This window comes from Nocardioides sp. TRM66260-LWL (assembly GCF_020075545.1).
GTDB lineage: Bacteria > Actinomycetota > Actinomycetes > Propionibacteriales > Nocardioidaceae > Nocardioides.
Genome location: NZ_JAIQZK010000001.1, coordinates 914,202 through 938,379, shown reverse-complemented (window position 1 = coordinate 938,379; position 24,178 = coordinate 914,202). Strand labels below are relative to the sequence as shown.

The 24,178-nt window shown below is 74.6% G+C and carries 24 protein-coding genes; 11 read left to right on the top strand and 13 right to left on the bottom strand.

Translation table 11 applies throughout. The features are described from left to right. Nucleotides 1–58: 58 nt before the first annotated feature. Nucleotides 59–706: a TrkA family potassium uptake protein gene (locus K8Z61_RS04500; protein WP_263430630.1), complete on the top strand. Its 648-nt coding sequence runs from the start codon at nt 59–61 to the stop codon at nt 704–706. Between the two features lies 1 nt (nt 707). Further along, the gene (locus K8Z61_RS04495) at nt 708–1,379 is read left to right on the top strand and encodes a TrkA family potassium uptake protein (protein ID WP_224126935.1); all 672 of its coding nucleotides are present in this window, start codon (nt 708–710) and stop codon (nt 1,377–1,379) included. Nucleotides 1,380–1,391: 12 nt separating this feature from the next. On the opposite strand, the gene galE is transcribed toward K8Z61_RS04495, so the two are convergent. Genes galE through dut form a run of 5 tightly spaced genes read right to left on the bottom strand, consistent with a single transcriptional unit; the run spans nt 1,392 to nt 4,664 of the window. Next, nucleotides 1,392–2,417, bottom strand: a complete 1,026-nt coding sequence (galE, locus tag K8Z61_RS04490; RefSeq protein WP_224126934.1) for a UDP-glucose 4-epimerase GalE — start codon at nt 2,415–2,417, stop codon at nt 1,392–1,394. A gap of 21 nt (nt 2,418–2,438) precedes the next feature. Then, entirely contained in the window at nt 2,439–3,155 is a 717-nt protein-coding gene (locus K8Z61_RS04485) for a DUF3159 domain-containing protein (protein ID WP_224126932.1), read from the bottom strand. Continuing rightward, on the bottom strand, nt 3,152–3,514 hold the full coding sequence (locus K8Z61_RS04480; RefSeq protein ID WP_224126930.1) for an OB-fold nucleic acid binding domain-containing protein: 363 nt from the start codon (nt 3,512–3,514) through the stop codon (nt 3,152–3,154). The genes K8Z61_RS04485 and K8Z61_RS04480 overlap by 4 nt, the downstream gene beginning before the upstream one ends. 2 nt (nt 3,515–3,516) lie before the next feature. Then, nucleotides 3,517–4,173, bottom strand: a complete 657-nt coding sequence (locus K8Z61_RS04475) for a DUF3710 domain-containing protein (protein WP_224126928.1) — start codon at nt 4,171–4,173, stop codon at nt 3,517–3,519. Then, nucleotides 4,170–4,664: a dUTP diphosphatase gene (gene dut, locus K8Z61_RS04470; protein WP_224126927.1), complete on the bottom strand. Its 495-nt coding sequence runs from the start codon at nt 4,662–4,664 to the stop codon at nt 4,170–4,172. The genes K8Z61_RS04475 and dut overlap by 4 nt, the downstream gene beginning before the upstream one ends. An 84-nt stretch (nt 4,665–4,748) precedes the next feature. Between dut and K8Z61_RS04465 the strand changes: the two genes are divergently transcribed. Together K8Z61_RS04465 and K8Z61_RS04460 are read left to right on the top strand one after the other, a co-directional pair. Beyond that, nucleotides 4,749–5,228, top strand: coding sequence for a DUF3093 domain-containing protein (locus tag K8Z61_RS04465; RefSeq protein WP_224126925.1), 480 nt, complete (start codon nt 4,749–4,751; stop codon nt 5,226–5,228). Between the two features lie 44 nt (nt 5,229–5,272). Beyond that, a complete protein-coding gene (locus K8Z61_RS04460) occupies nt 5,273–5,560 on the top strand; it encodes a DUF4235 domain-containing protein (protein WP_224126924.1) in 288 nt (95 codons plus the stop codon). 85 nt (nt 5,561–5,645) lie between these two features. On the opposite strand, the gene K8Z61_RS04455 is transcribed toward K8Z61_RS04460, so the two are convergent. The 3 genes from K8Z61_RS04455 to K8Z61_RS04445 all read right to left on the bottom strand — a co-directional run bounded on the left by K8Z61_RS04455 (nt 5,646) and on the right by K8Z61_RS04445 (nt 8,062). Beyond that, nucleotides 5,646–5,936 carry a DUF4193 domain-containing protein gene (locus K8Z61_RS04455; protein ID WP_224126923.1) on the bottom strand — a complete coding sequence of 97 codons (291 nt, stop codon included), beginning with the start codon at nt 5,934–5,936 and terminating at the stop codon, nt 5,646–5,648. Between the two features lie 177 nt (nt 5,937–6,113). After that, nucleotides 6,114–6,929, bottom strand: coding sequence for an inositol monophosphatase family protein (locus K8Z61_RS04450; RefSeq protein ID WP_224126921.1), 816 nt, complete (start codon nt 6,927–6,929; stop codon nt 6,114–6,116). Then, nucleotides 6,926–8,062, bottom strand: coding sequence for a ferrochelatase (locus K8Z61_RS04445; RefSeq protein ID WP_224126919.1), 1,137 nt, complete (start codon nt 8,060–8,062; stop codon nt 6,926–6,928). Before K8Z61_RS04445 ends, K8Z61_RS04450 begins: the two co-directional genes overlap by 4 nt. Before the next feature lie 75 nt (nt 8,063–8,137). Between K8Z61_RS04445 and K8Z61_RS04440 the strand changes: the two genes are divergently transcribed. Genes K8Z61_RS04440 through K8Z61_RS04430 form a run of 3 tightly spaced genes read left to right on the top strand, consistent with a single transcriptional unit; the run spans nt 8,138 to nt 11,263 of the window. Continuing rightward, nucleotides 8,138–9,385 carry an MFS transporter gene (locus tag K8Z61_RS04440; RefSeq protein ID WP_224126917.1) on the top strand — a complete coding sequence of 416 codons (1,248 nt, stop codon included), beginning with the start codon at nt 8,138–8,140 and terminating at the stop codon, nt 9,383–9,385. A 52-nt stretch (nt 9,386–9,437) separates the two neighbouring features. Next, the gene (locus K8Z61_RS04435) at nt 9,438–10,103 is read left to right on the top strand and encodes a SigE family RNA polymerase sigma factor (RefSeq protein WP_224126915.1); all 666 of its coding nucleotides are present in this window, start codon (nt 9,438–9,440) and stop codon (nt 10,101–10,103) included. Beyond that, nucleotides 10,100–11,263, top strand: coding sequence for a hypothetical protein (locus K8Z61_RS04430; RefSeq protein WP_224126913.1), 1,164 nt, complete (start codon nt 10,100–10,102; stop codon nt 11,261–11,263). The genes K8Z61_RS04435 and K8Z61_RS04430 overlap by 4 nt, the downstream gene beginning before the upstream one ends. Nucleotides 11,264–11,267: 4 nt before the next feature. Here the strand turns inward: K8Z61_RS04430 and K8Z61_RS04425 are convergent, their stop codons facing one another. Then, nucleotides 11,268–11,903 carry a trimeric intracellular cation channel family protein gene (locus K8Z61_RS04425; protein ID WP_224126911.1) on the bottom strand — a complete coding sequence of 212 codons (636 nt, stop codon included), beginning with the start codon at nt 11,901–11,903 and terminating at the stop codon, nt 11,268–11,270. Between the two features lie 120 nt (nt 11,904–12,023). Here K8Z61_RS04425 and sepH point away from each other — a divergent pair, with 120 nt between their 5' ends. Both sepH and K8Z61_RS04415 read left to right on the top strand, forming a co-directional pair. Further along, nucleotides 12,024–13,010 carry a septation protein SepH gene (gene sepH, locus K8Z61_RS04420; RefSeq protein ID WP_308116742.1) on the top strand — a complete coding sequence of 329 codons (987 nt, stop codon included), beginning with the start codon at nt 12,024–12,026 and terminating at the stop codon, nt 13,008–13,010. 89 nt (nt 13,011–13,099) lie between these two features. Continuing rightward, a complete protein-coding gene (locus K8Z61_RS04415; RefSeq protein WP_224126907.1) occupies nt 13,100–15,118 on the top strand; it encodes an SDR family oxidoreductase in 2,019 nt (672 codons plus the stop codon). 147 nt (nt 15,119–15,265) lie between these two features. On the opposite strand, the gene K8Z61_RS04410 is transcribed toward K8Z61_RS04415, so the two are convergent. Further along, nucleotides 15,266–16,096, bottom strand: coding sequence for a sulfurtransferase (locus K8Z61_RS04410; RefSeq protein ID WP_224126906.1), 831 nt, complete (start codon nt 16,094–16,096; stop codon nt 15,266–15,268). Between the two features lie 53 nt (nt 16,097–16,149). On the opposite strand from K8Z61_RS04410, the gene K8Z61_RS04405 reads away from it, so the two are divergent. Continuing rightward, nucleotides 16,150–16,839 (top strand): thymidine kinase, encoded by a 690-nt coding sequence (locus tag K8Z61_RS04405; RefSeq protein WP_224126904.1) that lies wholly within the window; start codon nt 16,150–16,152, stop codon nt 16,837–16,839. A 245-nt stretch (nt 16,840–17,084) separates the two neighbouring features. On the opposite strand, the gene K8Z61_RS04400 is transcribed toward K8Z61_RS04405, so the two are convergent. Genes K8Z61_RS04400 through K8Z61_RS04390 form a run of 3 tightly spaced genes read right to left on the bottom strand, consistent with a single transcriptional unit; the run spans nt 17,085 to nt 21,583 of the window. Then, entirely contained in the window at nt 17,085–18,236 is a 1,152-nt protein-coding gene (locus tag K8Z61_RS04400) for an alkaline phosphatase family protein (protein ID WP_224126903.1), read from the bottom strand. A gap of 3 nt (nt 18,237–18,239) precedes the next feature. After that, nucleotides 18,240–18,839 carry a DUF5998 family protein gene (locus K8Z61_RS04395; RefSeq protein ID WP_224126902.1) on the bottom strand — a complete coding sequence of 200 codons (600 nt, stop codon included), beginning with the start codon at nt 18,837–18,839 and terminating at the stop codon, nt 18,240–18,242. A 29-nt stretch (nt 18,840–18,868) separates the two neighbouring features. Beyond that, entirely contained in the window at nt 18,869–21,583 is a 2,715-nt protein-coding gene (locus K8Z61_RS04390) for a bifunctional GNAT family N-acetyltransferase/acetate--CoA ligase family protein (protein WP_224126900.1), read from the bottom strand. 76 nt (nt 21,584–21,659) lie between these two features. Here K8Z61_RS04390 and K8Z61_RS04385 point away from each other — a divergent pair, with 76 nt between their 5' ends. Further along, nucleotides 21,660–24,176, top strand: a complete 2,517-nt coding sequence (locus K8Z61_RS04385) for a DNA topoisomerase (ATP-hydrolyzing) subunit A (protein ID WP_224126898.1) — start codon at nt 21,660–21,662, stop codon at nt 24,174–24,176. The last annotated feature ends 2 nt before the right edge of the window (nt 24,177–24,178 follow it).

Here is a 24,178-nt window from a genome sequence, read left to right as displayed (position 1 = left end):
CACCGACCCCGCGTCGGCGGCGCCGGGACGCTACGGTTCCGGGGTGCACGTTGTGATCATGGGCTGCGGACGCGTGGGCTCGACCCTGGCCCGGAGCCTCGAGGACCGCGACCACACGGTGTCGATCATCGACAGCGACCCCGACGCGTTCCGGCGCCTCGGGCCGGGCTTCAACGGCGACAAGGTCGCCGGCATGGGGTTCGACCAGGAGGTCCTGGAGAAGGCCGGCATCCGCCGCGCCGACGCGTTCGCCGCGGTCTCCAGCGGCGACAACTCCAACATCATCGCCGCCCGGGTGGCCCGCGAGACCTTCGGCATCCAGCAGGTCGTCGCCCGCATCTACGACCCCGGCCGCGCCGAGGTCTACCAGCGCCTCGGCATCACCACGGTCGCGACGGTCAAGTGGACCGCCGACCAGGTGCTGCGCCGCCTGCTCCCCGCGGGCGCCGAGCCCGACTTCCGCGACCCGTCGGGCACCATCCGCGTCGACCAGGTGCCCGTGCCGCAGGCGTGGATCGGCCACCGCACCGTCGCCTTCCAGGAGCAGTCGCGCAGCCGGATCGCGTGGATCGACCGGCTCGGCGAGGGCATGCTGCCCAGCCGCGAGAGCGTCCTGCAGGAGGGCGACTACCTCCACCTGGTCATCCGCGAGGCCGACGCCGAGCACGCCTACGCCGTCCTGACGGCCGGACCCGAGGAGCACTGACATGCGCGTCGCCATCGCCGGAGCCGGCGCGGTGGGCCGCTCGATCGCCCGCGAGCTGATCGGCAACGGTCACGAGGTGCTGCTCATCGACAAGTCGCCGGCCTCGATCAAGCCCGAGCGCGTCCCGGACGCCGAGTGGCTGCTCGCCGACTGCTGCGAGATGTCCTCGCTGCAGGAGGCGCGGCTCGAGCGCTGCGACATCCTGATCTCGGCCACCGGCGACGACAAGGCCAACCTCGTCGCCTCGCTGCTGGCCAAGACCGAGTTCGGCGTCCCGCGCACCGTGGGCCGGGTCAACCACCCGTCCAACGAGTGGCTGTTCACCGAGGCCTGGGGCGTCGACGTCAGCGTCTCGACGCCGCGCATCATGTCCGCGCTGGTCGAGGAGGCGGTGAGCGTCGGCGACCTCGTGCGCCTGTTCACCTTCCGCCAGGGCGACGCCAACCTGGCCGAGATGACGCTGCCCGCGGACTCGCCCTACGTCGGCAAGCCCGTCGGCCTGGTGCCGCTGCCCGACAACTGCGCCCTGGTGACGATCATCCGCGACGGACAGGTCTACGTGCCGACCGCGGAGCAGCCGATCGAGGCCGGCGACGAGCTGCTGTTCGTCGTGCCGGCCGACCGCGAGGACGAGCTCGAGCGGCTCCTCGCCCCCTCGACCCACGGCGGCTGACGCCCGGCGGGGTCACTCGCCGTCGGGATAGCCCTCGGGGTTCTGCGACTGCCAGCGCCAGGTGTCGGCGCACATGTCGTCGATCGTCCGGGTGGCGCGCCAGCCGAGCTCCTCGTGCGCGCGCGTGGCGTCGGCCCAGAACGCCGGCAGGTCGCCGGCCCGGCGCCCGACGATCTCGTAGGGCAGCTCGCGGCCGACGGCGCGCTCGAAGGCGCGGAACAGCTGCAGGACGCTCGTGCCGGTGCCGGTGCCGAGGTTGAAGGCGCGCACGCGCTCGGGCATCGCGTCGAGGTGCTCCAGCGCGGCGACGTGGCCCTCGGCGAGATCCATGACGTGCAGGTAGTCGCGCTCGGCGGTGCCGTCGGCCGTCGGGTAGTCGCCGCCGAAGACCTGCAGCCGCTCGCGTCGCCCGACCGCCACCTGCGCGATGAACGGCATGAGGTTGTTCGGGATGCCCTGGGGGTCCTCGCCGATGCGTCCCGACGGGTGCGCGCCGACGGGGTTGAAGTAGCGCAGCAGCGCGACCCGCTGGCCCGGCGTCGCGAGGGTGACGTCGGTGAGCACCTGCTCGTTCATCACCTTGCTGCGGCCGTACGGGCTGGAGGAGGCCAGCTGGTCGAACTCCTCGATGTACGGCACGGGGGCCCGCTCGCCGTACACCGTCGCGGAGGAGGAGAAGACCAGCCGGGTGACGTCGTGGCGGCGCATCGCCTCGAGCAGCGCGAAGGTGGAGTCGAGGTTGGTGCGGTAGTAGTCGAGCGGACGTCGCACGCTCTCCCCCACCGCCTTCAGGCCGGCGAAGTGGATGACCGCGTCGATCTCCTCGACGGCGAACAGGGCGTTGGTCTTGTCGACGTCGGTGAGGTCGAAGGCGTGCACGGGCACGTGGACGCCCGAGAGCGACTCCAGCCGCGCGATGACCGTCGGCTTGCTGTTGGAGAAGTCGTCGACGACGACGACGTCGTGCCCCGCCTCGACCAGGGCGAGGACGGTGTGGGAGCCGATGTAGCCGGCCCCGCCGGAGACCAGGACGCGCATGGCGGCAGCCTAGGGCCGGGATCAGGCCGACGCGGGCCCGGGCTGCACCGGCGTGCGGTCGCGGCCGAGCACCCAGAGCATGCCGCCCAGGGTGAGCAGCTGCAGCGGCCAGCCGAGCACGATCTTCAGCACGCCGAGCGCGGCGACCGCGGTGCTCGCCTCGAGGGCCCCGCCGTGGGCGCCCAGCCAGATCGGCCCCTGGACCACGACCCGCAGCACGCAGGGCACCGCCAGCAGCCAGGTGAGCGTCGTGCACAGCCGGACGACCTGCCGGTCCGCGTGCCAGGCGGTGGGGTCGCCGGTGACGCTGCCGACCATGAACCCGACCAGCGGCCAGCGCACGACGCAGCTGAGCACCATGCCCACGGCGTAGGCGGTGTTGTAGAGCAGGCCCGGCAGGAAGTAGGCGAGCGCCTGGTCGTCGGCGTCGCCGCCGCCGCGGGCCGCGAGGTGCACGAAGAGCCAGCCGATGCCGATGCCGACGAGGGCGTTGACGCAGAACTGCACCGAGGAGCGCTGCACCAGCCGCACCACCAGCATCGCCACGGCCGCGCCCACGCTCACGCCCAGCGCCCACGGCAGCTGCTTGGTGGTGAGCCAGACGACGGTGAACAGCAGCGTCGGGACGGCCGCCTCGACCATGCCCCGCCGACCGCCCAGGGCCTTGGCCAGCTGGGCGCGGACGACGGCCTCGACGGTGCCCGCGGAGGGCGCCGGCGTCGCGGCGGGCTCGCTCACGGCATCAGCTCGTAGCGCGGGTTGTAGATGACGCGCTGGGCGTCCTGCTCCCCGATGCGGCCCTCGACCAGCAGCGAGACGCCGGGACCGATGCCGGTGATCTGCCGCCGGCCGAGCCAGATGACGGTGAGCACGCCGCTGCCGTCGTACAGCTCGGCCTCCAGGGCCGGGACGCCGCCGCGCGGGCGCAGCGTGACCGTGCGCAGGGTGCCCTTGAGCCGCACGCGCGCGCGGGTGGGCGCGTCGGCGATGCAGTCGAGCCCGGGGGTCGTGTAGGTGGTGCGCATGTCGCGCGCGTGCTGGTCGGTGCTGTTGGCCCAGGCGCTGATGCTGCGCCGCAGCCGGCTGCGCTCGCCCATGCCTAGGAGTCCAGCCGACGCGCCTGGTCGGGCAGCTCGAGCGGCAGCACCTCGCCCGGGGGCAGGGCGCCGGCGCCGCGACGCACGGCGATGTCGCGCACCATCGCCTCCCACGGCTCCGCGGCCGGACCGCCGTGGGCGGCGGCGCCGAGGAACGTCGCGCGCAGCAGCCACCGCGGGCCGTTGACGCCGACGATGCGGGAGGCCTGGACGCCGGTGCGGCCGTCCTCCATCTCCGCGGTGATCTCGCAGTGGATCTCGGTGCCGAAGCTGCCCTCGACCTCGGTGGCGATGCCGCCGCGCCGGGCCATGTCGGCGGCGATCAGCGGACGCACCTCGCTCCACAGGTCGCCGTTGCGGGAGGCCGCGAAGGCGCGCACGTCGACCGCGGAGTCGCTGCCCGCGAGCACCACCGACTGCACCGTGCCGCTCTCCTCGTCGACCTGCAGGCGCAGCTCGGCGCCCTCCTGCGGCGCGATGAGCAGGGAGCCGAGGTCGACTCGGGCGGCGAGCTGCTCCTCGTCGAGGTCGTCGACGTCGAGCGCGACGGCGCCCGCGGCCGGCTCCGGAGCGTCCCCCGCCTCCGGGAGCGCGTCGGCCGGCGCCGCGTCGACCTGCTCCGTGGTCTCGGCCTCGGCGGACTTGCGGCGGAATCTCACGGCTCTTCTCCTGGCAGCGGGCGTCGTTCGGCGGAGGCGGCGCTCGCGGACGCGAAGCCGCCGGTAGAACCGTAGCCGCCGGCGCCGCGCACCGAGTCGGGAAGGGTGTCGACCTCGACGAACCGCGCCTGCTCGACCCGCTGGATCACCAGCTGGGCGATGCGGTCGCCGCGGCGCAGCTCGACCGGCTCGCGCGGGTCGAGGTTGACCAGCAGCACCTTGATCTCGCCGCGGTAGCCCGCGTCGACGGTGCCCGGGGTGTTGACGATCGAGAGGCCGTGCCGGGCCGCGAGCCCCGAGCGCGGGTGCACCAGCGCGACGAACCCCTCGGGCAGCGCCAGCGCGATGCCGGTCGGCACGAGCGCCCGCTCGCCCGGCTCGAGCCGGACGTCGACCGCGGCGTGGAGGTCGGCTCCCGCGTCGCCCGGATGGGCGTAGGCGGGCGGCGGCAGATCGGGGTCGAGGCGGCGCAGCGCGACGTCCAGGGGCACGCCCGCCAGGCTAGTGCGCGCACCGGCGGGCTCGGCCGCGGGCCCGAGGATCGACCTCCTCCGTCCGGATGGGAGGATGGACGCGTGAGCAGCGCGCCCCCCGCCCCCGCCTACCGCGAGCGGCTCAGCGTGCCGATCCGCTGGTGGGCGCAGGGCACGATGCTGATCGCGACGCTCTGGCTCGCGGTCTTCGTCGCCGTCCCCCCGGTCGGCGCCTGGATCATCACCGCCATCGCCGTGGGCCTCATGGCGGCCCTCTTCCTCTCCTACGGCTCCGCGCTCGTCGAGGTGGCCGACGGACGCCTGCGCGCCGGTCGCGCGCGCATCGACCTCGCCCACGTGGGCGCCGTCGAGCCCCTCGACGCGGAGTCGACCCGGCTCGCCTTCGGCCGGGACGCCGACGTCCGCGCGTACCTGCTGCTGCGGCCCTACCGCAAGCGCTCGGTGCGGGTGCGGATCGTCGACCCGCGCGACCCCACGCCGTACTGGCTGATCAGCACGCGGCGGCCGACGGAGCTGGCCGCCGCGATCGAGGCGGCGCGCCCGGCCCGTCCGCGCGGGTGAGGCGTCCCGACCACGGCGCGCACCCCGCTCGGTAGGGTGCGGCCATGGCTGGCAGCTCGCGTGCGTTCTCGATGATGTCGGTCGTCTCGGCCCTGGTGGCGGCGCAGGTCGCCAAGCGGGCGCTCGACACGACCTGGAAGGCGGCCACCGGCCGCAAGCCCCCGGTGAACCCGGCCGACCCCGACGTCGCGGTCGGCGAGGCGGTGGCGTGGGCGGTCGCCTCCGGCGCGACCGTCGCGCTGGTGCGGATGCTCGCCCAGCGTCGCGCCGCCGACTACTACGTGCGCTCCACCGGCCAGCTCCCGCCGCAGCTGGCCGCCGACGGGAAGTGACGCGGCGGGCCGCTCGGCCCGCCTGGGACGCGCACGAGGCCCCCATCCCGGATCGGGATGGGGGCCTCGTGCGCGTCGGGTGCGCTCAGACGCAGTCGCGGCAGATCATCTTCGTGGCGTCGGCCAGCTGCGAGCGGTGGTGCACCAGGAAGCAGCTCATGCAGGTGAACTCGTCGTCCTGCTTCGGCTTGACCTCGACCGCGAGCTCCTCGTGGGAGAGGTCGGCGCCGGGCAGCTCGAACGCCTCGGCGGCCTCGGCCTCGTCCTCGTCGACCTTGCCCGAGTTCTTGTCGTGGCGCCGGGCCTTGAGCTCCTCGATGCTCTCCTCGGACTGCTCTTCCTCGTTCTTGCGCGGCGCGTCGTAGTCAGTCGCCATCCTCGTTCACTCCCCTCGTCCCTCCGGCTCCCAGCGGCGTCCGGTCCTGAAGCGGACCGACCGCCCTCGTCGGCGCCAGATTGTGCACCATGGGGGCCGGGCCTCGCACACCGGTTCGGTGTGGCGGCTCGTGAACATCTCGTGACGGGTCGCTATTCCCGTCGAGACCGGGCGCCCTCAGCCGTTGTCGGCGGTGAAACCGCAGGTCACGACGGCGTGGCGGAACTCGTCCCAGGCCGCGGCCGGGGCGCAGGCCAGCAGGGTGAGGCCGCCCGCGCCCGGCAGCAGCTCGGTGCGGGCGCCGGCCGCGCGGGCGATCAGCCCGGCCGCGGCGTGGTCCCACAGGTTGACGCCCTCCTCGACGTAGGCGTCGAGACGACCCTCCGCGACGTGGCAGAGGTCGAGCGCGCAGGAGCCGAGCCGGCGCAGGTCGCGGATCTGCGGCAGCAGGCGCATGACGGCCTGCGCCTGCACCGCCCGCACCTCGCGGTCGTAGGAGAAGCCGGTGGCCACCAGCATCGTCGCCAGCGGCTGGGCGGCGGCGACGGCGATCGGCTCGCCGTCGCGGGTCGAGCGGGCCACGCCGCACTCGTCGATCCAGCCGACGTACTCCGTGCCGGTCTCGACGTTGAGCACCACGCCGGCGCGCACCTCGCCGTCGACCTCGGCGGCGATCGACACCGCGTACTGCGGCAGCCGGTAGAGGAAGTTGACGGTGCCGTCGATCGGGTCGATGACCCACCGGACGCCGCTGGTGCCCGCGACGTCGTCGCCCTCCTCGCCGAGGAAGGCGTCGTCGGGACGCCGGGCCGCGAGCCGCTCGCGGATCAGCCGCTCGGCGGCACGGTCGACCTCGGTGACGATGTCGATGTCGCTGGTCTTGGTGGCGGCCACGCTGACCTCGCCGCGGCGGTGCTCGGCGATCAGCTCGGCGGCCTCCCGCGCGACCTCGAGGGCGAGATCGGCCAGGGCGCGGTCGCCGGCGTCGCTCACAGCGGGTCCGAGCCGCACAGCGCAGGACGCTCGCCGCGCTGGTTGCGGCAGCAGCCGACCGGGCACTGGTTCCACATCGGCCCGGTCTCGCCCAGCGCCGGACGATCGGCGGCGGTGCCGTCGGCCTCGCCCCGCTCGATGGCGGCCCGCTCGAGGACCAGCTCGCGCACGGTGGCGACGAAGCGCGGGTCGACCCCGGCGGTGGCGGCGCGCCGCAGCGGCAGCCCGAGCCGCTCGGCGGTCTCCGTGGCCTCGGTGTCGAGGTCGTAGATGACCTCCATGTGGTCGGAGACGAACCCGACCGGGATCAGCACGACCGCCGCCGCGCCCTCGGCCTTCAGCTCCTCGAGCCGGTCGTTGACGTCCGGCTCCAGCCACGGGATGTGCGGGGCGCCGGAGCGCGAGCAGTAGACGAGCTCGTGCTCGTGCCGGATGCCGGTGACCTCCGCGACGCGCGCGGTGACGACCTCCGCGACGTCGAGGTGCTGGCGCTCGTACGCGCCGCCGCCGTGCTCGGGATCGCCGCTGGCGTCGTTCATCGCCGTGGGGATCGAGTGCGTGACGAAGAGCAGGCGGGCCTCGGAGCGGACGTCCTCGGGCAGGTCGGCCAGCGCCGCCACCGTGGCGTCGACGTTGGGCTCCACGAAGCCGGGGTGGTTGAAGTAGTGCCGCAGCTTCTGCAGCTCGGGGGCCTGCACGCCGGCCCCGGCGGCGGCCTGCGTCGCGTCGAAGAGGTTCTCGCGGTACTGCCGGCAGGAGGAGTAGGAGGAGTACGCGCTGGTGACGAAGCAGATCGCCCGCCGGACGCCGTCCGCCGCCATCTCCTTCAGCGTGTCGGCCAGGTAGGGGTCCCAGTTGCGGTTGCCCCAGTAGATCGGCAGGTCGAGGCCGTGCTCGGCGAAGTCGGCGCGCAGCGCGGCGAGGAACTCGCGGTTCTGGTCGTTGATCGGCGAGCGGCCGCCGAAGAGGAAGTAGTGCTCGCCGACCTCCTCGAGGCGCTCGCGCGGGATGCCGCGTCCGCGGGTGACGTTCTCGAGGAACGGCACGACGTCCTCGGGCTTCTCGGGGCCGCCGAAGGAGACCAGCAGCAGGGCGTCGTAGGGGGTCGCGTCCAGCGCGCTCGGGCCGCTCATGGCCACCATCGTAGGGAGCCGCCGAAGGGGTGCGCCGTTTGGCGTCCGGCCCGGCGCTCGGCCTACCGTCGAGGCGTGCTGTCCTCCTACCGCCAGGTGCTCTCCCGGCCCGGCGCGCTGGCCTTCAGCGCCACCGGGCTCGTCGCCCGACTGCCGATCTCGATGGCCGGGCTCGGCATCGTCCTGCTGGTGCAGGCGCAGTCCGGCTCCTACGGCGTCGCGGGCGCGGTGTCGGCGGCCTACATGGTCAGCAACGCCGTCCTGGCGATCTTGCAGGGACGCCTGCTCGACCGCGTCGGCCAGGGCCGCGTGCTGGCGGTGGCGAGCGTCGTGTTCGCCGTCGCGATGAGCCTGCTGGTCGTCAGCGTCAGCGCCGACTGGCCGCGGACGGCGACCTTCGTCACCGCCGCGCTGGCCGGCGGCAGCCTCCCGCAGATCGGCTCGTGCGTGCGGGCCCGCTGGTCGCACGTGCTGGACGCCCCGCCGCAGGTGCAGACCGCCTACGCCCTGGAGTCGGTGCTCGACGAGGCGGTCTTCATCACCGGCCCCATCCTGGTGACGGTGCTCGCCACCGCGGTCGACCCGATCGCCGGCGTCGCCGCGGCCACCGTCGCGGGCACCGTCGGCGGCCTCGCCTTCGCCGCGCAGCGCGGCACCGAGCCGCCGGTGCGGCGCGCCGGCACCGACGGCCCGCGCCCGCCGATGCCGTGGCGCACCGTGCTGCCGCTCGCGGTCGTGTTCGCCGCGCTCGGCGTGCTGTTCGGCGCCGCCGAGGTGACGACGGTCGCGTTCGCCGACGAGCAGGGCCACCGCTCCTGGTCGGGCGGCCTGCTGGCGCTGTGGGCCCTGGGCAGCATGGTGTCGGGCCTGGTGACGGGCGCGATCGCCTGGCGGCGCGGCCCGGCGTCCCGACTGCGGATCGGGGCGGTGGGCATGGCGCTGGCCATGGCGCCGCTGTTCCTCGTCGACTCCCTGCCGCTCATGGGCCTGCTCCTGCTGGTCGGCGGGGTCGCGATCGCCCCGACGATGGTGGCCGGGCTCTCCTTGATCGAGCGCTCGGTGCCGGCCGCACGGCTCACCGAGGGCATGGCGATCGCCCAGACCGGCCTGGTCGCCGGGGTGGCCCCGGGGGCGACGATCAGCGGCGTCGTCATCGACGCCCACGGCGCCTCGGCGGCCTACCTGGTGTCGCTGACGGCGGGCGTCGTCGCGGCGCTCGCGGCCCAGGTGGTGCCTCGATCCGCGGCGTCCGGCTCACCCGAGGGCGCCGGTCCGGAGTCGCGCCGCACCGACGAACCCTCCGAGGCCCCCGTCGCGTCCTAGGGACGTGACCGTTCCCCACATCTCGCCCCCAGCCGTCCGGGAGGCTGCTCCGATGGCCGCACCGCCACCCGAGGTCGACCGGCCCCGTCGCGCGGGCGCGCCCGACGGCGGCTACGCCGACTTCGCGTCCTTCGTCCACGCCCGTCAGCACGCCCTGCAGCGCTGCGCCTACCTGCTCGTCGGCGACGCGCACCTGGCCGAGGACCTCGTCCAGGAGGCGCTGGCCAAGACCTACGCGCGCTGGTCGAAGGTGCAGCAGCAGGACGACCCCGAGGCCTACGTCCGGCGGGCCCTGACCACCACCGCGATCAGCTGGTCGCGCCGGCGCTCCTGGCGCGGCGAGCGGGCCACCGGCGAGCTCCCGGAGACGCCGGCCGGTCCGCCGGCACGCGTGCCCGACCACCTGCGCGACCCCGGGGACGCTTTGGCCGAGACCGGCCGCGTCGTCGACGCCCTGCGCCGGCTCCCGGCCCGCCAGCGCGCCGCCGTCGTCCTGCGCTACTACGAGGACCTCACCGAGGCGCAGACCGCCGACGTGCTCGGCTGCGCCGTCGGCACCGTGAAGAGCCAGGTCTCCGCCGCGCTCGCGAAGCTGCGGCTCGACCCCGGCCTGGTCGGCCCCGACGCCGCCGACCCCCACCACGCCGGCGGCACCGCCGGCACCGCTCGCGGCACCGGCCCGAGCGACCCCACCGACATCCCCGGAGCGACCCGATGAGCACCGAGACCCCCGACCTGCCCGACCTGCGCGAGCGCCTCGACCGCGCCGCCGACGCGCCGTCCTTCCGCGCCGTCGACCTCGACGCCGTCGTCGGCCGCGGCAACCGTCTACGCACCCGCCGCCGGATGGCCTCCGGCGTCGCCGCCCTGGCGGCCCTCGCCGTGATCGGCGCGGGCCTCGGCCTGGCCGTCGGGTCGCGTCCCCCGGCCTCGCGGGACCTCGAGCCCGCCGGCACCTCCACCGGCCCGGCCCCCACCTCCGACGCGCCGCTGGCCTGGGCCCGCGACGGCGTCGTCCACCTCGGCGAGGAGACCGTGCGCCCCGCCCACGGCGTCGACGCCTTCCTCCAGAGCGCCGACGGGCTGATCGTGCTCGGCACCGACGGCCGCGTCCGCCGCCTCGACGCCGGCAGCCCTGACGAGACCCTGCTGGACCCGAGCGCGCCGCCGATCGGCGACCGCTTCGCGCCGCGGCTGGTCACCGACGGCTACGCCTGGGTCGGCTGGGTCACCGCTCCCCGCGCCGGGGACGTGCAGCTGCACGTCGTCAGCCTCCTCGACGACGGCAGCGCGCCGCGGACCACCTCCCTCGCCGGACTCGGCACGACGGACGCCTCCCCGCTGATCTCGATCTCCGACGGCACGGCCTACGTGCGGCTCGCCGAGGGCGTCTTCCCGATGCGGCTCGACTCACCGGGGGCCCAGCAGGTCGCGCCCCTCCCGAGTGGCGCCGGCGACTGGGTCGTCGACGTGCGCGGCGGCACGGTGGTGCGGACCGTCGGCGACGGCACCACCGCGACGGACCAGGACGGTCGCACCCGCACGCTGACCACCGACGGCCGTCCGATCCTGGGCTCGCGTGGACTGGTGTCGCCGACCGGCTCGGGCTACGCCCCCGATCTCGACCACGTCACCGTCGTGCGCGCGACCGGGAAGGCCGACCTCGACCTCACCCCGGACGTCGGCTCGCGCTACGCCTACTTCTCCACGGTGTACCGCTGGATCGACGACTCGACCGTCGCCGTCCTCGCCGCCGAGGCCGCGCAGGGGCCGTACGCGCTGCTGCGCTGCGACGTCTACTCGCGGGCCTGTGGCACCGAGGTGCGCCTGGACTCCCCCGACGGACTGGTGCTGCCGACCGGCGAGCGGCTCGGCTGAGGCCTCACACGCTGGCGGGCCCCGAGGGCATCGGGGCCTGCCAGCCGCGGCGGACGGCCAGCAGCCGCCAGACCAGGCAGACCGCGGCGCCGCCGACCGTCCCGACCAGGGCGGTGACCCCGAGCTCGTGGGCGACCACCGCGACGCCGGCCCCGGCGAGGGCCGGCGTGGCGTAGAGCTCCCCGCGGAAGACCACCGGCACCCGGCCGGCCAGCACGTCGCGCAGGATGCCGCCGCCGATGCCGGTGGTCATGCCCATCAGCGCCGCCGGCAGCGGGCTCAGCCCGTAGTCGAGCGCCTTGAGCGCCCCGGCCACGCAGAAGAGCGCCAGGCCCGCGGCGTCGAAGAACGTGACCAGCCGCTCCATCCGTCCCAGCGTCGGGTGGTAGACGAAGGTGACGAGCCCCGCGGCCGTCGGCACGAGCAGGTAGCGCCAGTCGTCGAGGGCCGCCGGCGGGGTCGCCCCGATCAGCACGTCGCGCAGGAACCCGCCACCGAGGCCGGTGGCGCCGGCGAGCACGAGGACGCCGAACAGGTCGAGCTCCTTGCGCACCGCCACGAGCGCGCCGGAGATCGCGAACACGGCGATGCCCACGAGGTCGAGGACGACGAGGATGGAGCCGGCACTCGGGGTCGCCACGGGCCGAACCCTAGCGGCGCGGCGCACCCGCCCGCCTGCGCGGCCGCGTCCGTCCGCTGGCGTAGGCTCGGCCCCCAGACGGCACCCGGGCCGTACGAGCGCAGGGGAGGTGGACGCACGGTGCACCTGACCCTGGCCGGGATGAGCGCCGATCGCCGACGACTCCTGCTCGTCGACCCCGCCGGGAACGAGTTCACCCTCGACGTCGACCACCGTCTGCGCGCCGCCCTGCGCGGCGAGACCTCACGCCTCGGCCAGTTGGAGATCCCCATGGACAGCGTCCTGCGCCCCCGCGACATCCAGGCCCGCATCCGAGCCGGCGAGACCCCCGAGGCCGTGGCCGAGGCCGCCCAGACCAGCCTCGAGCGCATCCTCCCCTTCGCCGGGCCGGTGCTCGCCGAGCGCCAGCACGTCGCCGAGCGGGCGCAGCGCTCCTCGCTGCGTCGCCGCGGCGCCGACGCCGGCGGCGGCGCTCGGATCCTGGGCGACGCCGTCGCCGCGCACCTGCGCGGTCAGGACGTCGACCCCGAGTCCGTCGTCTGGGACGCCTGGCGCCGCGAGGACGGCCGCTGGACCCTCACCGCGGAGTTCGCGACGATCAAGCGCACCGGCACCGCCCGGTTCACCTACGACATGCCGGGCAGCTTCGTGCTGCTCGAGGACGACGACGCCCGCTGGCTGGTCGGCGAGGTCCTCGAGCAGGCGCCGGCCCCGCGCGACGACCTCGAGGACGTCCGCCGGCGCCGCCTGGCCGGACGCGACGAGCCGGGCGCCTCCGTCGCCGACCAGCCCCTGCTCGGCGACGACGCGCTGGGGCTGGTGCAGGAGGCTGAGAGCCACCCGGTCGAGGCGTTCCTCGAGACCGAGGCGCCCGACCCCGCCCGCGAGCCCGACGTCGTCGCCGACGAGCGGCGACGCGCCGGCGAGGCCGCCGAGGCGGGCGCCGCCGAGGTCGCCCCGCCCGAGGCCCAGGACGACACCGAGACCCTCCCGGCCACCGCCGACCAGCCGCCGACGGCGCCGCGTCGCCCGGCCAAGGGCCGGCGCGGACGCGCGTCGGTGCCCAGCTGGGACGAGATCATGTTCGGCGGCGGCAAGCAGGAGTGACCGCGACCGGCCGCGACCGGCGGGACTGGCGGCGGGACTGCTGAGCGGACTCCCCTGGCGCGACCCGTCCGCGGGAGTACCCTCCGCGCATGTCGTACTTCGTGACCGGCGCCACAGGGTTCATCGGACGCCACCTCGTCGAGGAGCTGCTCGCCCACCGCGACGGCGAGATCCACGTGCTCGTCCGTGCGGGCTCGCTGGGCCGGCTCGAGACCCTCATGCGCCGCTGGGGCGGCGACCGGGTGCGTCCGGTCGTGGGCGACCTCGGGGCGCCGTCGCTCGGCGTCGACCCGGCCTGGATCGCCGAGCACGCCGGCACGATCGACCACGTCATGCACCTGGCCGCGATCTACGACATGACCGCGGACGACGCGACCAACGAGGTGCTCAACGTCGGCGGCACCCGGCACGCCCTGGAGCTGGCCGAGGCCGTGCAGGCCGGCTGCTTCCACCACGTCTCGTCCGTGGCGGCCGCGGGCGAGCACCACGGCGTGTTCACCGAGGAGATGTTCGACGAGGGCCAGCGCCTGCCGTCGCCCTACCACCGGACGAAGTTCGAGTCCGAGCGGATCGTGCGCGAGGAGTGCGCGGTGCCGTGGCGGGTCTACCGGCCGGCGATCGTCGTCGGGCACAGCGAGACCGGCGCGATGGACAAGGTCGACGGCCCGTACTACTTCCTGCCGCTGGTCAAGACGCTGCGCGACCGGCTGCCGTCGTGGCTGCCGCTGGTGGGCGTCGACCTCGGCGACACCAACATGGTGCCGGTCGACTACGTCGCCAAGGCGATGGACCACCTCGCCCACCTGCCCGGGCACGACGGCCGCGCCTTCCACCTGGTGAACCCCGAGCCGCAGCCGGTCGTCGAGACGCTGAACGCGTTCTGCTCCGCCGCCGGCGCCCCGCGCCTGTTCACCCCGATCGATCGCCGACTCGGCGGGCTGGCCGGCCCGCTGGCGGCCCCGCTCAGCCTGGTGCCGCGGCGGCTGCGTCCGCTGCAGGCCTTCAACGCGGCGGTGCAGACGAAGGCCGTCCAGTCGGTGCTCGACCCGCTCACCTCGCGGCTCGGCATCCCTGCTGAGGTGCTCGGCCACAGCTCGTTCACCGCGGTCTTCGACTCCCGCGCCACCGAGCGGGCGCTGGCCGGCTCCGGCATCGCGGTGCCCGACCTGGAGAGCTACGCCCGCACGCTCTGGACGTACTGGGAGGAGCACCTCGACGACTCCACCGGCCGCGACGCCGACGCCCGGCGCGCCTTGGCGGGCAAGCACGTCGTCATCACCGGCGCGTCGTCGGGCATCGGCCAGGTGACGGCGCTCAAGGTCGCCCAGGCGGGCGGCATCCCCGTGCTCGTGGCCCGCGGCAAGGACAAGCTCGAGGAGACCCGGGCGACCATCGAGCTGCGCGGCGGCACCGCCCACGTCTACCCCTGCGACCTCTCCGACCTCGAGGCGATCGACCGGCTGTGCGAGCAGCTGACCGAGGACCTGCCGTCGGTCGACTTCGTCGTGAACAACGCCGGCCGCTCGATCCGCCGCTCCCTGCGCCTCTCCCAGGACCGCTTCCACGACTTCGAGCGCACCATGCAGCTCAACTACTTCGGCGCGATCCGGCTGGTCATCGGGCTGATCCCGGCCATGCGCGCCGGCGGCGGCGGGCACGTCGTCAACGTCTCGTCGATCGGGGTGCAGACCAACCCGCCGCGCTTCTCGGCCTACATCGCCTCGAAGGCAGCGCTCGACGCGTGGAGCAACGTGGTGTCCTCGGAGCTGATCGGCGAGGGCATCACCTTCACCGGCATCCACATGCCGCTGGTGCGGACGCCGATGATCGCGCCCACCAAGATCTACGACAAGTTCCCCACCATCTCCCCCGCCCAGGCCGCCGACCTGCTGGTCGAGGCGATGGTCGAGCGCCCGCACGAGATCAACACGCTGCTCGGCAACGCCGGCGCGATCGCCCACACCGTCGCCCCGCAGGTGGCGTTCCGGGTGCTCAACCTGGCCTACCACGTGTTCCCGGACTCCGCGGCCGCCCGCGGCCAGGCCGAGGGCTCGCGGGAGAGCGAGCAGATCCTCCTCGCGCGGCTGTTCAAGGGCGTGCACTGGTGATCGCCACCGCCGAGCGGCTCCCCTGACGGGCGACCTCGGACCGCTGTAACGCGGGGTTCAGGCGATCTGTGCACCCCGTATATGGGGTGCACAGATCAGGCGAACCCCGCGTTACATGCGTCCTGTCCAGCCACCGCCGCTGGCGGGTCAGCCCCGCTCGACCGGACGCGCGGGGTCGGTGATCCAGCCGCTCCAGCTGCCCGGGTAGAGCGCGGCGGTGACGCCGGCCAGCTCCAGCGCCAGCACGTCGTGCGCGGCGGTGACGCCGGAGCCGCAGTAGACGGCGACGTCGTCCTCGCCGGTGACGCCCGCCGCCGCGTAGAGCGCCCGCAGCTCGTCGGCCGAGCGGAAGGTGCCGTCGGCGCGCAGGTTCGTCGAGGTCGGCACGTTGACGGCGCCGGGGATGTGGCCGGCCACCGGGTCGACCGGCTCCACGTCGCCGCGGAACCGCTCCGGCGCCCGGGCGTCGACGAGCGTCGCCACGGTGGGCACCTCGTCCGCCTCGACGACCGGCAGCGCGCCCGAACACGCGGTGAAGTCGCCGGGCTCGACCCGCGGCACGATCGCCTGACGCGGCCCGCCGGCGGCGACCCAGGCGCCCCAGCCCCCGTCGAGCACCCGCACGTCGGCGTGGCCGTGGAAGCGCAGGAGCCACCAGGCGCGGGCGGCGGCCAGGCCCGACCAGTCGTCGTAGACGACCACCGGCCGGTCCGCGCGCACGCCGGCGGCGCGCATCGCGGCCCCGAAGTCCTCCGGGTGGGGCAGCGGGTGCCGACCGCCGGCACCCGGCGGGGCGGCCAGCGCCGCGTCCAGGTCGACGTAGACGGCGCCGGGCACGTGGCCGGCCGCGTACTCGGTCTCCCCCGGCGGCCCGCCGAGGCGCCACCGGACGTCGAGCAGCGTCGGCAGCGCCGCCGCCGACGGCGGCGCGGCGAGCAGGGCCAGGAGCTCGTGGGCGGAGATCAGCGGGCCGGTCATGCCGTCCATCCTGCCGGGTGCTGCCGCAGCGGTCCGTGGCAGGATCTGCGCCCATGGCCGAGCTGCACTTCTTCACCGGCACGATGGACTCCGGCAAGAGCACGCTCGCCCTGCAGACCAACCACAACCACGCCGCACGGGGCCGCGTCGGGCACATCTTCGTCACCCGCGACCGCGCGGGCCGCGGCCTGATCTCCAGCCGACTCGGCCTCACGCACGAGGCGATCGAGGTCGACCCCGGCTTCTCCTTCTGGCGCCACGTGGTCGACACCCTGACCCGCGGCGGACGCCTCGACTACCTGGTGTGCGACGAGGCGCAGTTCTACACCGGCGCCCAGGTCGAGGATCTCGCGAAGATCGTCGACGAGCTGCAGCTGGACGTCTTCGCCTTCGGCATCCTCACCGACTTCCGCACCCAGCTGTTCCCCGGCTCCGCGCGCCTGGTCGAGCTCGCCGACCGCATGCACGCCCTCCAGGTGGAGGCGCTGTGCTGGTGCGGCAAGCGAGCCACGCACAACGCCCGCACCGAGAACGGCGTCATGGTCGTCGAGGGCGACGTCATCGTCGTCGGCGACATCGACCAGCCGACGGATCCCGGCCAGCCGACGCTCGCCGGGGTCTCCGAGGCCGAGACCGACGTCGCCTACGAGGTGCTCTGCCGCCAGCACCACCGGCGTCGCCTGACGGCCGCCCGCGCCCGAGCGGTCTCGCTGGCGCCCGAGCAGCCGTTGCCGTTCGGCTGAGACCGAGGGAAGGACATCCGATGCGCGTGCGGGATCCCGAGGGCCGACGGTGGCGAGTGCGGCGCCGGTGGCTGCCCTGGCGCCGCCGCCGACCGAGCTGATCGAGCCTGTCGAGATCCCCGCACCCGACCGCTCGCGCCCGCCGCCCTGCGTCCGCCCAGGGGTCTCGACAAGCTCGACCACCGACGCATCGCCCGACCGCCGAGGCATCGCCCGGCCACCCGGCCCGGCGCCGGGCGGGTCGATCAGTCGACCAGCACGGGGATGAGCATCTCGGCCGGGGTCAGCGAGCCATGGAGGCCCACGAGGGTCGCCTCGTAGGGCCAGTCGACGGTCGAGAGCACCGCGACGTCATCGCGGCACGCCACGAGGACGTCGCCGAGCCGCGGCAGCACCCGCGGGTCCGGCGTGCCGAACCAGCCGCGGGCCACCGCGTCGTCGCGGGCGAGCACCTCGGCGCGGTCGCCGAGCACCTCGCGCCAGGCGACGATCACGTCGTCGACGGCTCCCCCAGCGCAGTAGAGCTGCCGGAACCGCGCCTCGCCGCCGAGGAGCAGCACGCCGTCGCGCAGGCCGGTGACGGCGTCGACGTCGACGCGGCTCTCCGGCGGGCAGTCGACCATGCCGTGGTCGGCCACGACGACCAGCCGGACGTCGGACGGCAGCGACTCGCGCAGCTGCTCGGCCTCGGCGTCGATCATCGCGAGCTGCTGGAGCCACGGGATGGACGCGACGCCGTGCCGGTGGCCGGTCCAGTCGAGGTCGCCGTCGTAGAGGTAGGCCAGCGCCGGGCGCTCGGCGCGATCGGCGGTGGCGGCCAGCGCAGCGGCGATCCGCTCGCCGACCCGGTCGGCGCCGACGTACTCCCCGCCGCGATGGGCGGCCACGGTGAGCCCGCTGCCGCGGAACTCGCGCTTGTTCACCACCGTGACCGAGGCGCCGGCCGCGCTGAGCCGGTCGAAGGAGGTGGGGTGCGGCTGCCACTCCAGCGGGTCGACGCGCTTGTCCCACTGCAGCGCGTTGAGCAGCCGGTCGGTGCCCGGCACCCGGCTGGTGAACCCGACGACGCCGTGGGCGCCCGGCACGAGGCCGGTGCCGAGGGAGGTGAGGCTGGTGGCGGTCGTCGACGGCACCGCGCAGGTGGTGCCGGGCGCCGCCGACCGCAGCGAGGAGAGGTAGGGCGCGGCGTGGGCGTACCGCTCGAGCAGCCGCGAGCCCAGCCCGTCGACGAGGAAGACGACGTAGGCCCGGGCTTCCGGCAGGGCGAGCGCGCCGGGGCGGGGCTCGTCCCAGGCGACGCCGAGTGCCCGGGCCACCGCCGGGACGACGTCGCCCAGCGAGCGCTCGCCGTAGGCCGGCTCGAGGAACCCCTCGCCCGACTCCGGGACGGCGGGCACGCCTCAGGCGCCGACGTGCGTGCGCGCGGACAGCGCGGCGGCGAAGGCGACCAGCTCGCCCACCGCGTCGTGCCCGTCGGCGGCCGCGGACACCCGCAGGGTGAAGTCGTCGGACGACAGCGTGCCGGTGTAGCCGTGGTCGGCGTCGCACTCGGGGTCGGCGCAGCCGGCGGGCTCGAGGTCGACGCGGGCGACGCCGCCCCAGCCGACCGTCAGGTTCACCTCGGCCAGCCGTCCCGGGCCCTTCGCCGGGCTGGTGACCATGCGCGTGACCACCACCGACTTCACCGCGTCGAGCGCGACCGCCTCGGTGGAGGTCGAGGTGTAGGGCTCGGGCAGCAGGTCGTCGCCCGGGTGCTCGTCGGTGTGGGCGAGGACGAGCCGCGAGGGCGTCAGCACCACGACCGAGAGGTGCCGGCGCACCTCGTCGTGCTCGAAGGTCGGCTCGTGCTGCACGAAGTAGGAGACGACCGCCTCGCCGGCCACGGCGTCCTCGACCGCCGCCGCGACGATGTCGGGGTAGTAGCCGGTGCGGTCGATGCTGGCGCGCAGGTCGCGCTGGCGGTCCCGGGGCCGGTCGTCGTCGGTGCGGGTGGTGCGCATGCGGGTGAGTCTGTCACCGCGGCGGCGGGTCAGGTCGGCAGGGTGTCGCCGATGGGCGTCGGCATGCGCCGCACGAACCAGTCGGAGCGCGCGTCGCCGACGCTGTCGACCCGCGCCGACGCCGTGAGCACCGTCGAGCCGTCGGCGCCCGCGAGCACCAGGCCGAGCTCGAGGGAGCTGATCTGCGGCAGGTCGTGCTGCAGCTGGGAGACCCGCAGGATCAGCCGCTCGACCTCCGCGACGTCGACGACGTCGCTGCCGCGGTAGCCGAAGAGCATCGGCGCGGACTTGATCTCGCGCACCATCGCCGCGGCGTCGCGCGGGGTGAGCGGCGGGATGCGGTAGGCCTTGTCGGCCAGCAGCTCGATGATCGGGCCGGAGATGCCGAAGGAGACGACCGGCCCGAAGAGGGGGTCCTCGAAGCTGCGCACCGTGATCGGGACGCCCGGCGGGGCGTGCTTCTGCACCACGAATCCGGCGCGGTCGGCGTCGCCGACGAGCTCGACGAGCGCGCGCCAGGCGTCGCCCATCGCCTCGGCGGAGTCGATGTTGCGCCACACGTGGGCGAGGTCGGGACGCTCGCGGAGGTGGTCGGCGGTCGCCTTCAGCACGACGTCCCAGCCGAGCGAGGCCCCCGCGGCCCGCGCCTCCTCGAGGTCGACGGCCGGCAGCGTCGGCCACAGGTCGATGCCGTACGCGCCGAGCAGGCGGGTCAGCGCGTCCTGCGGCACGTCGGTGCCGTCGGGGTGCTCGGTGAGCAGCCGGCTCACCTCGGCGCGGGCGGCCTCCTCGTCGACCCCGTCGTCCTCGAACGGGACGGTCTCGGGCGCGCGCAGCCACACGGCGTACTCGACGACGCGGGCCAGCGCGCGCACCGCGGCCTCGACCGCCGGGTAGGACGGCACGGAGCCGCGGCCGGCGGTCGAGCCGGCGACGTCGGGCACCCGGAGCAGCTCGGGCACGCCCTCGACCCCGAGGAAGGTGGAGACGAGCGGCTTGTCGGACTGCTCGCCGATCGCGGCGAGCACGTTGGCGACCTCCTCGCCGGAGACGTTCAGCGGCGGGATGTAGACCGCGACGACCGAGTCGACGTCGGGCGAGTCGATGGCGGCGTCGAGGGCGTCCTCGAAGTCCTCGGCGGTGGCCTCGGCACCGAGGGCGACGGAGCGGTTGACCACCAGCCCGACGGCGGCCGCGGCGTCGGCGGCGAGCAGGCCCAGGGCGTCGGAGTTGCCGACGATCGCGACCCGGCGTCCACGCGGCAGGGGCTGGTGGGCCACGAGCTGGGCGACGTCGAACATCTCCTCCAGCGTGTCGACCTGGATGATGCCGGCCTGCCGGAACATCGCGTCGACGGCCGGCGGCGGGGCGGCGATGCGCCGCACCGCGTGGCCCATCGGGACGCCCTGCGTCGTGCGGCCCGAGCGCACCGCGATGATCGGCTTGCGCAGCGAGACGCGCCGGGCGATGCGGGAGAACTTGCGCGGGTTGCCGATCGACTCCAGGTAGAGCAGGACGACCTCGGTGGAGTCGTCCTCCTCCCAGTACTGCAGCAGGTCGTTGCCGGAGACGTCGGCGCGGTTGCCGGCGCTGACGAACGTCGAGAGGCCCAGGCCGCGGTTCTGCACCTTCTCCAGGATCGCCGAGCCGAGCGCGCCGGACTGGCAGAAGAACCCGGCGCGACCGCGCGGCGGCATCACCGAGGACAGCGAGGCGTTGATCGACACCGCGGGGTCGGTGTTGATCACGCCGAGGCAGTTGGGGCCGATCAGCCGCAGGCCGTACGAGCGGCTCAGGCCCACGAGCCGGCGCTGCCGCGCCCGGCCCTCCTCGCCGGTCTCGGCGAAGCCCGAGGAGATCACCACGAGCCCGTGGACGCCCTTGGCCGCGCAGTCGAGCACGACGTCCTGCACCGCCTCGGCGGGCACCGCCACGATCGCGACGTCGACCTCGTCGGGGATCTCGTTGACCGAGGCGTAGGTGGGCAGGCCCGAGACGGCCCGCGCGGAGGGGTTCACCGCGTACACGCGGCCGGTGAAGTCGCCGGTGACGAGGTTGCGCACCAGGGTCTGGCCGATGGTGTCGGAGCGGCGGGAGGCGCCGATGACCGCGACGCTGCGCGGGTTGAAGAACCGCTCGATCGAGGCGGCCTCGGCCCGGTGCTCGCGGTCCTGCATGACGCCGATGGCGGTGTCGGTGGGGGTGATCGGGAACTCGAGTACGAGGACGCCGTCCTCGTACTCGCTGGCCACCCGGTAGCCGGCGTCGCGGAAGGTCTGGATCATCCGGACGTTGTCGGGCAGCACCTCGGCGACGAACCGGTCGAGGTCGCGCTCGCGGGCGGCCTGGGCGAGGTGCTCGAGCAGCAGCTGGCCGATGCCGCGGCCCTGGTGGGCGTCCTCGACCAGGAAGGCCACCTCGGCCTCGCCGGGGCGGACGACGTCGTAGCGGCCGACCGCGATCATCTGGTCCTGCAGCGTCAGCACCAGCGCGACGCGGTCGTGGTGGTCGACGGTGGTGAACCGGACGACGTCGCGGTCGGAGAGCTCGGGCATCGGCGAGAAGAACCGGTAGTACTTCGAGCGCTCGGAGACCCGCGCGTAGAACTCGACGAGCAGCTGCGCGTCGTCGGGGGTGATCGGGCGGATGTGCGCGGTGCCCCCGTCGCGCAGGAGCACGTCGGCCTCCCAGTGCCGCGGCGGCGGGGTGGGCGTCGGCTGCTCGGCGGACTCGGCGGAGGTCACACGGCGAATCTAGTCGTCCCGGGGGCTTCGGCGTGCCCGGTGCCGGACGGCGAGCCGCCCACGGGAGAATGCGGCCATGGCCAAGAGCAGCACCCCCGCACCGCCCGACGACGACTTCGAGGAGCACATCCTCGACATCGACGTCGGCGACGAGATGCGCTCCTCGTTCCTGGAGTACGCCTACTCGGTCATCTACTCCCGGGCGCTGCCCGACGCGCGCGACGGCCTGAAGCCGGTGCAGCGCCGCATCCTCTACACGATGAACGACATGGGCCTGCGGCCCGACCGCGGTCACGTGAAGTCGGCCCGCGTGGTCGGCGAGGTCATGGGCCGTCTGCACCCGCACGGCGACTCCGCCATCTACGACGCCCTGGTGCGGATGGCGCAGCCGTGGTCGATGCGGCTGCCGATGATCGACGGCCACGGCAACTTCGGCTCCCTCGACGACTCGCCGGCCGCGATGCGCTACACCGAGTGCCGCATGGCGCCGCCGGCGGCGGCGATGACGGCCGGCATCGACGAGGACACCGTCGACTTCCGGCCCAACTACGACTCCCGCGAGCTCGAGCCGACGGTGCTGCCCGCCGCGATCCCGAACCTCATCGTCAACGGCACCACCGGCATCGCGGTCGGCATGGCCACCAACTGCGCGCCGCACAACCTCGTCGAGGTCGTCCAGGCGCTGCGGCACCTCATCGCGAACCCGCGCGCGACCCTCGACGACCTCATGCGCTTCGTCCCCGGCCCCGACCTGCCCACCGGCGGCAAGATCGTCGGCCTCGACGGCATCCGCGACGCCTACGAGAGCGGCCGCGGCAGCTTCCGCATGCGCGCCACCGCGCGCATCGAGACCGTGGGACGACGCAAGGCGATCGTGGTCACCGAGCTGCCCTACGGCGTCGGCACCGAGAAGGTCATCGAGCGGATCAAGACCCTCGTGCAGGGCAAGAAGCTGCAGGGCATCTCCGACGTCAAGGACCTCACCGACCGCGAGCACGGCCTGCGGCTGGTGATCGAGGTGAAGAACGGCTTCGTCCCCGAGGCGCTGCTCGAGCAGCTCTACAAGCAGACGCCGATGGAGGACTCCTTCGGCATCAACGCCGTCGCGCTGGTCGACGGCCAGCCCCGCACCCTGGGGCTCAAGGACATGCTCGAGGTGTTCCTCGGCCACCGCTACGACGTCGTGCGGCGCCGCTCGAGCTACCGGCGCGCCCGCCGGGCCGAGCGGCTGCACCTCGTCGACGGCCTGCTCGTCGCGCTGCTCGACATCGACGAGGTCATCGCGGTCATCCGCTCCAGCGACGACACCGCGGCCGCCCGCGAGCGGCTGATGGGAGTCTTCGACCTCTCCCAGCCGCAGGCCGAGTACATCCTCGAGATGCAGCTGCGCCGGCTCACCCGCTTCAGCCGGATCGAGCTGGAGAAGGAGCAGGAGGAGCTGCGCCGCGAGATCGAGGAGCTCGACGCGATCCTCGCCGACGAGGGCCGGCTGCGGCAGGTCGTGAGCGACGAGCTCGCCGAGGTCGCCTCGACCTACGGCACGCCGCGGCGCACCGTGCTGCTGGCCTCGGCGGGCGTCGCCGTCACCGCGGCCCAACCGCTCGAGGTCGCCGACGACCCGTGCTTCGTCTACCTCTCGGGCACCGGCCTGATCGCCCGCTCCGCCTCCGACGAGGCGCCGGGCGAGGGCGGTGACCGCGCCCAGCACGACGTCGTCACCTCGGTGGTGCGGACGACCGCGCGCGGCGAGATCGGCGTCGTCACCGATCGCGGACGCCTGGTGCGGCTCGGGGTGCTGGAGCTGCCGACGCTGCCGCCGTCGGCCAACGACCCCCACCTCCAGGGCGGGCTGCCGCTCTCGGAGCTGGTGGTGCTGGAGCCCGGCGAGCGGGCGCTGTGCCTGTGCCGCATCACCGCCGACGGGCCCGGTCTCGCGCTCGGCACCCGGCAGGGCGTGGTCAAGCGGGTCAACCCCGAGGTGGTCAACCGCGACGACTGGGAGGTCATCCGGCTCGCCGACGGCGACGCCGTCGTCGGCGCGGTCGAGCTCGCCACCGGCGACGAGGCGCTGTGCTTCGTCACCTCCGACGCGCAGTTGCTGCACTTCGGCGCCGACGCCGTGCGTCCGCAGGGCCGCGCGGGCGGCGGCGTCGCCGGCATCCGCCTGGCCGCGGGCGCCCACGTGGTGTGGTTCGGCGCGGTCGACGCCACCGCCGCGTCCGGAACCGACGGGGCCGACGGCGCCGAGGTGGGTCCCGTCGTCGTCACGATCTCCGGCGCCTGCACGGCGCTGCCCGGCACCGAGACCGGCGCCGCGAAGGTCGCGCCATTCGCCGAGTACCCCGCCAAGGGACGCGCCACCGGCGGCGTCCGCTGCCACCGGTTCCTCAAGGGCGAGGACGCCCTCGTCCTCGCCTGGGTCGGCACCGGTCCCGCCCGGGCCGCCGCCGCGAGCGGCGCGCCCGTCCCGCTCCCGCGTCCCGACGGCCGGCGCGACGGCTCCGGCACCCCGCTGCCCCAGGCGGTCGCCTCCTGCGCCGGGCCGGTAGCGCGCCAGGTCGGGGCCGCCGTCGCCACCCCTGTGGAAGGCTGATC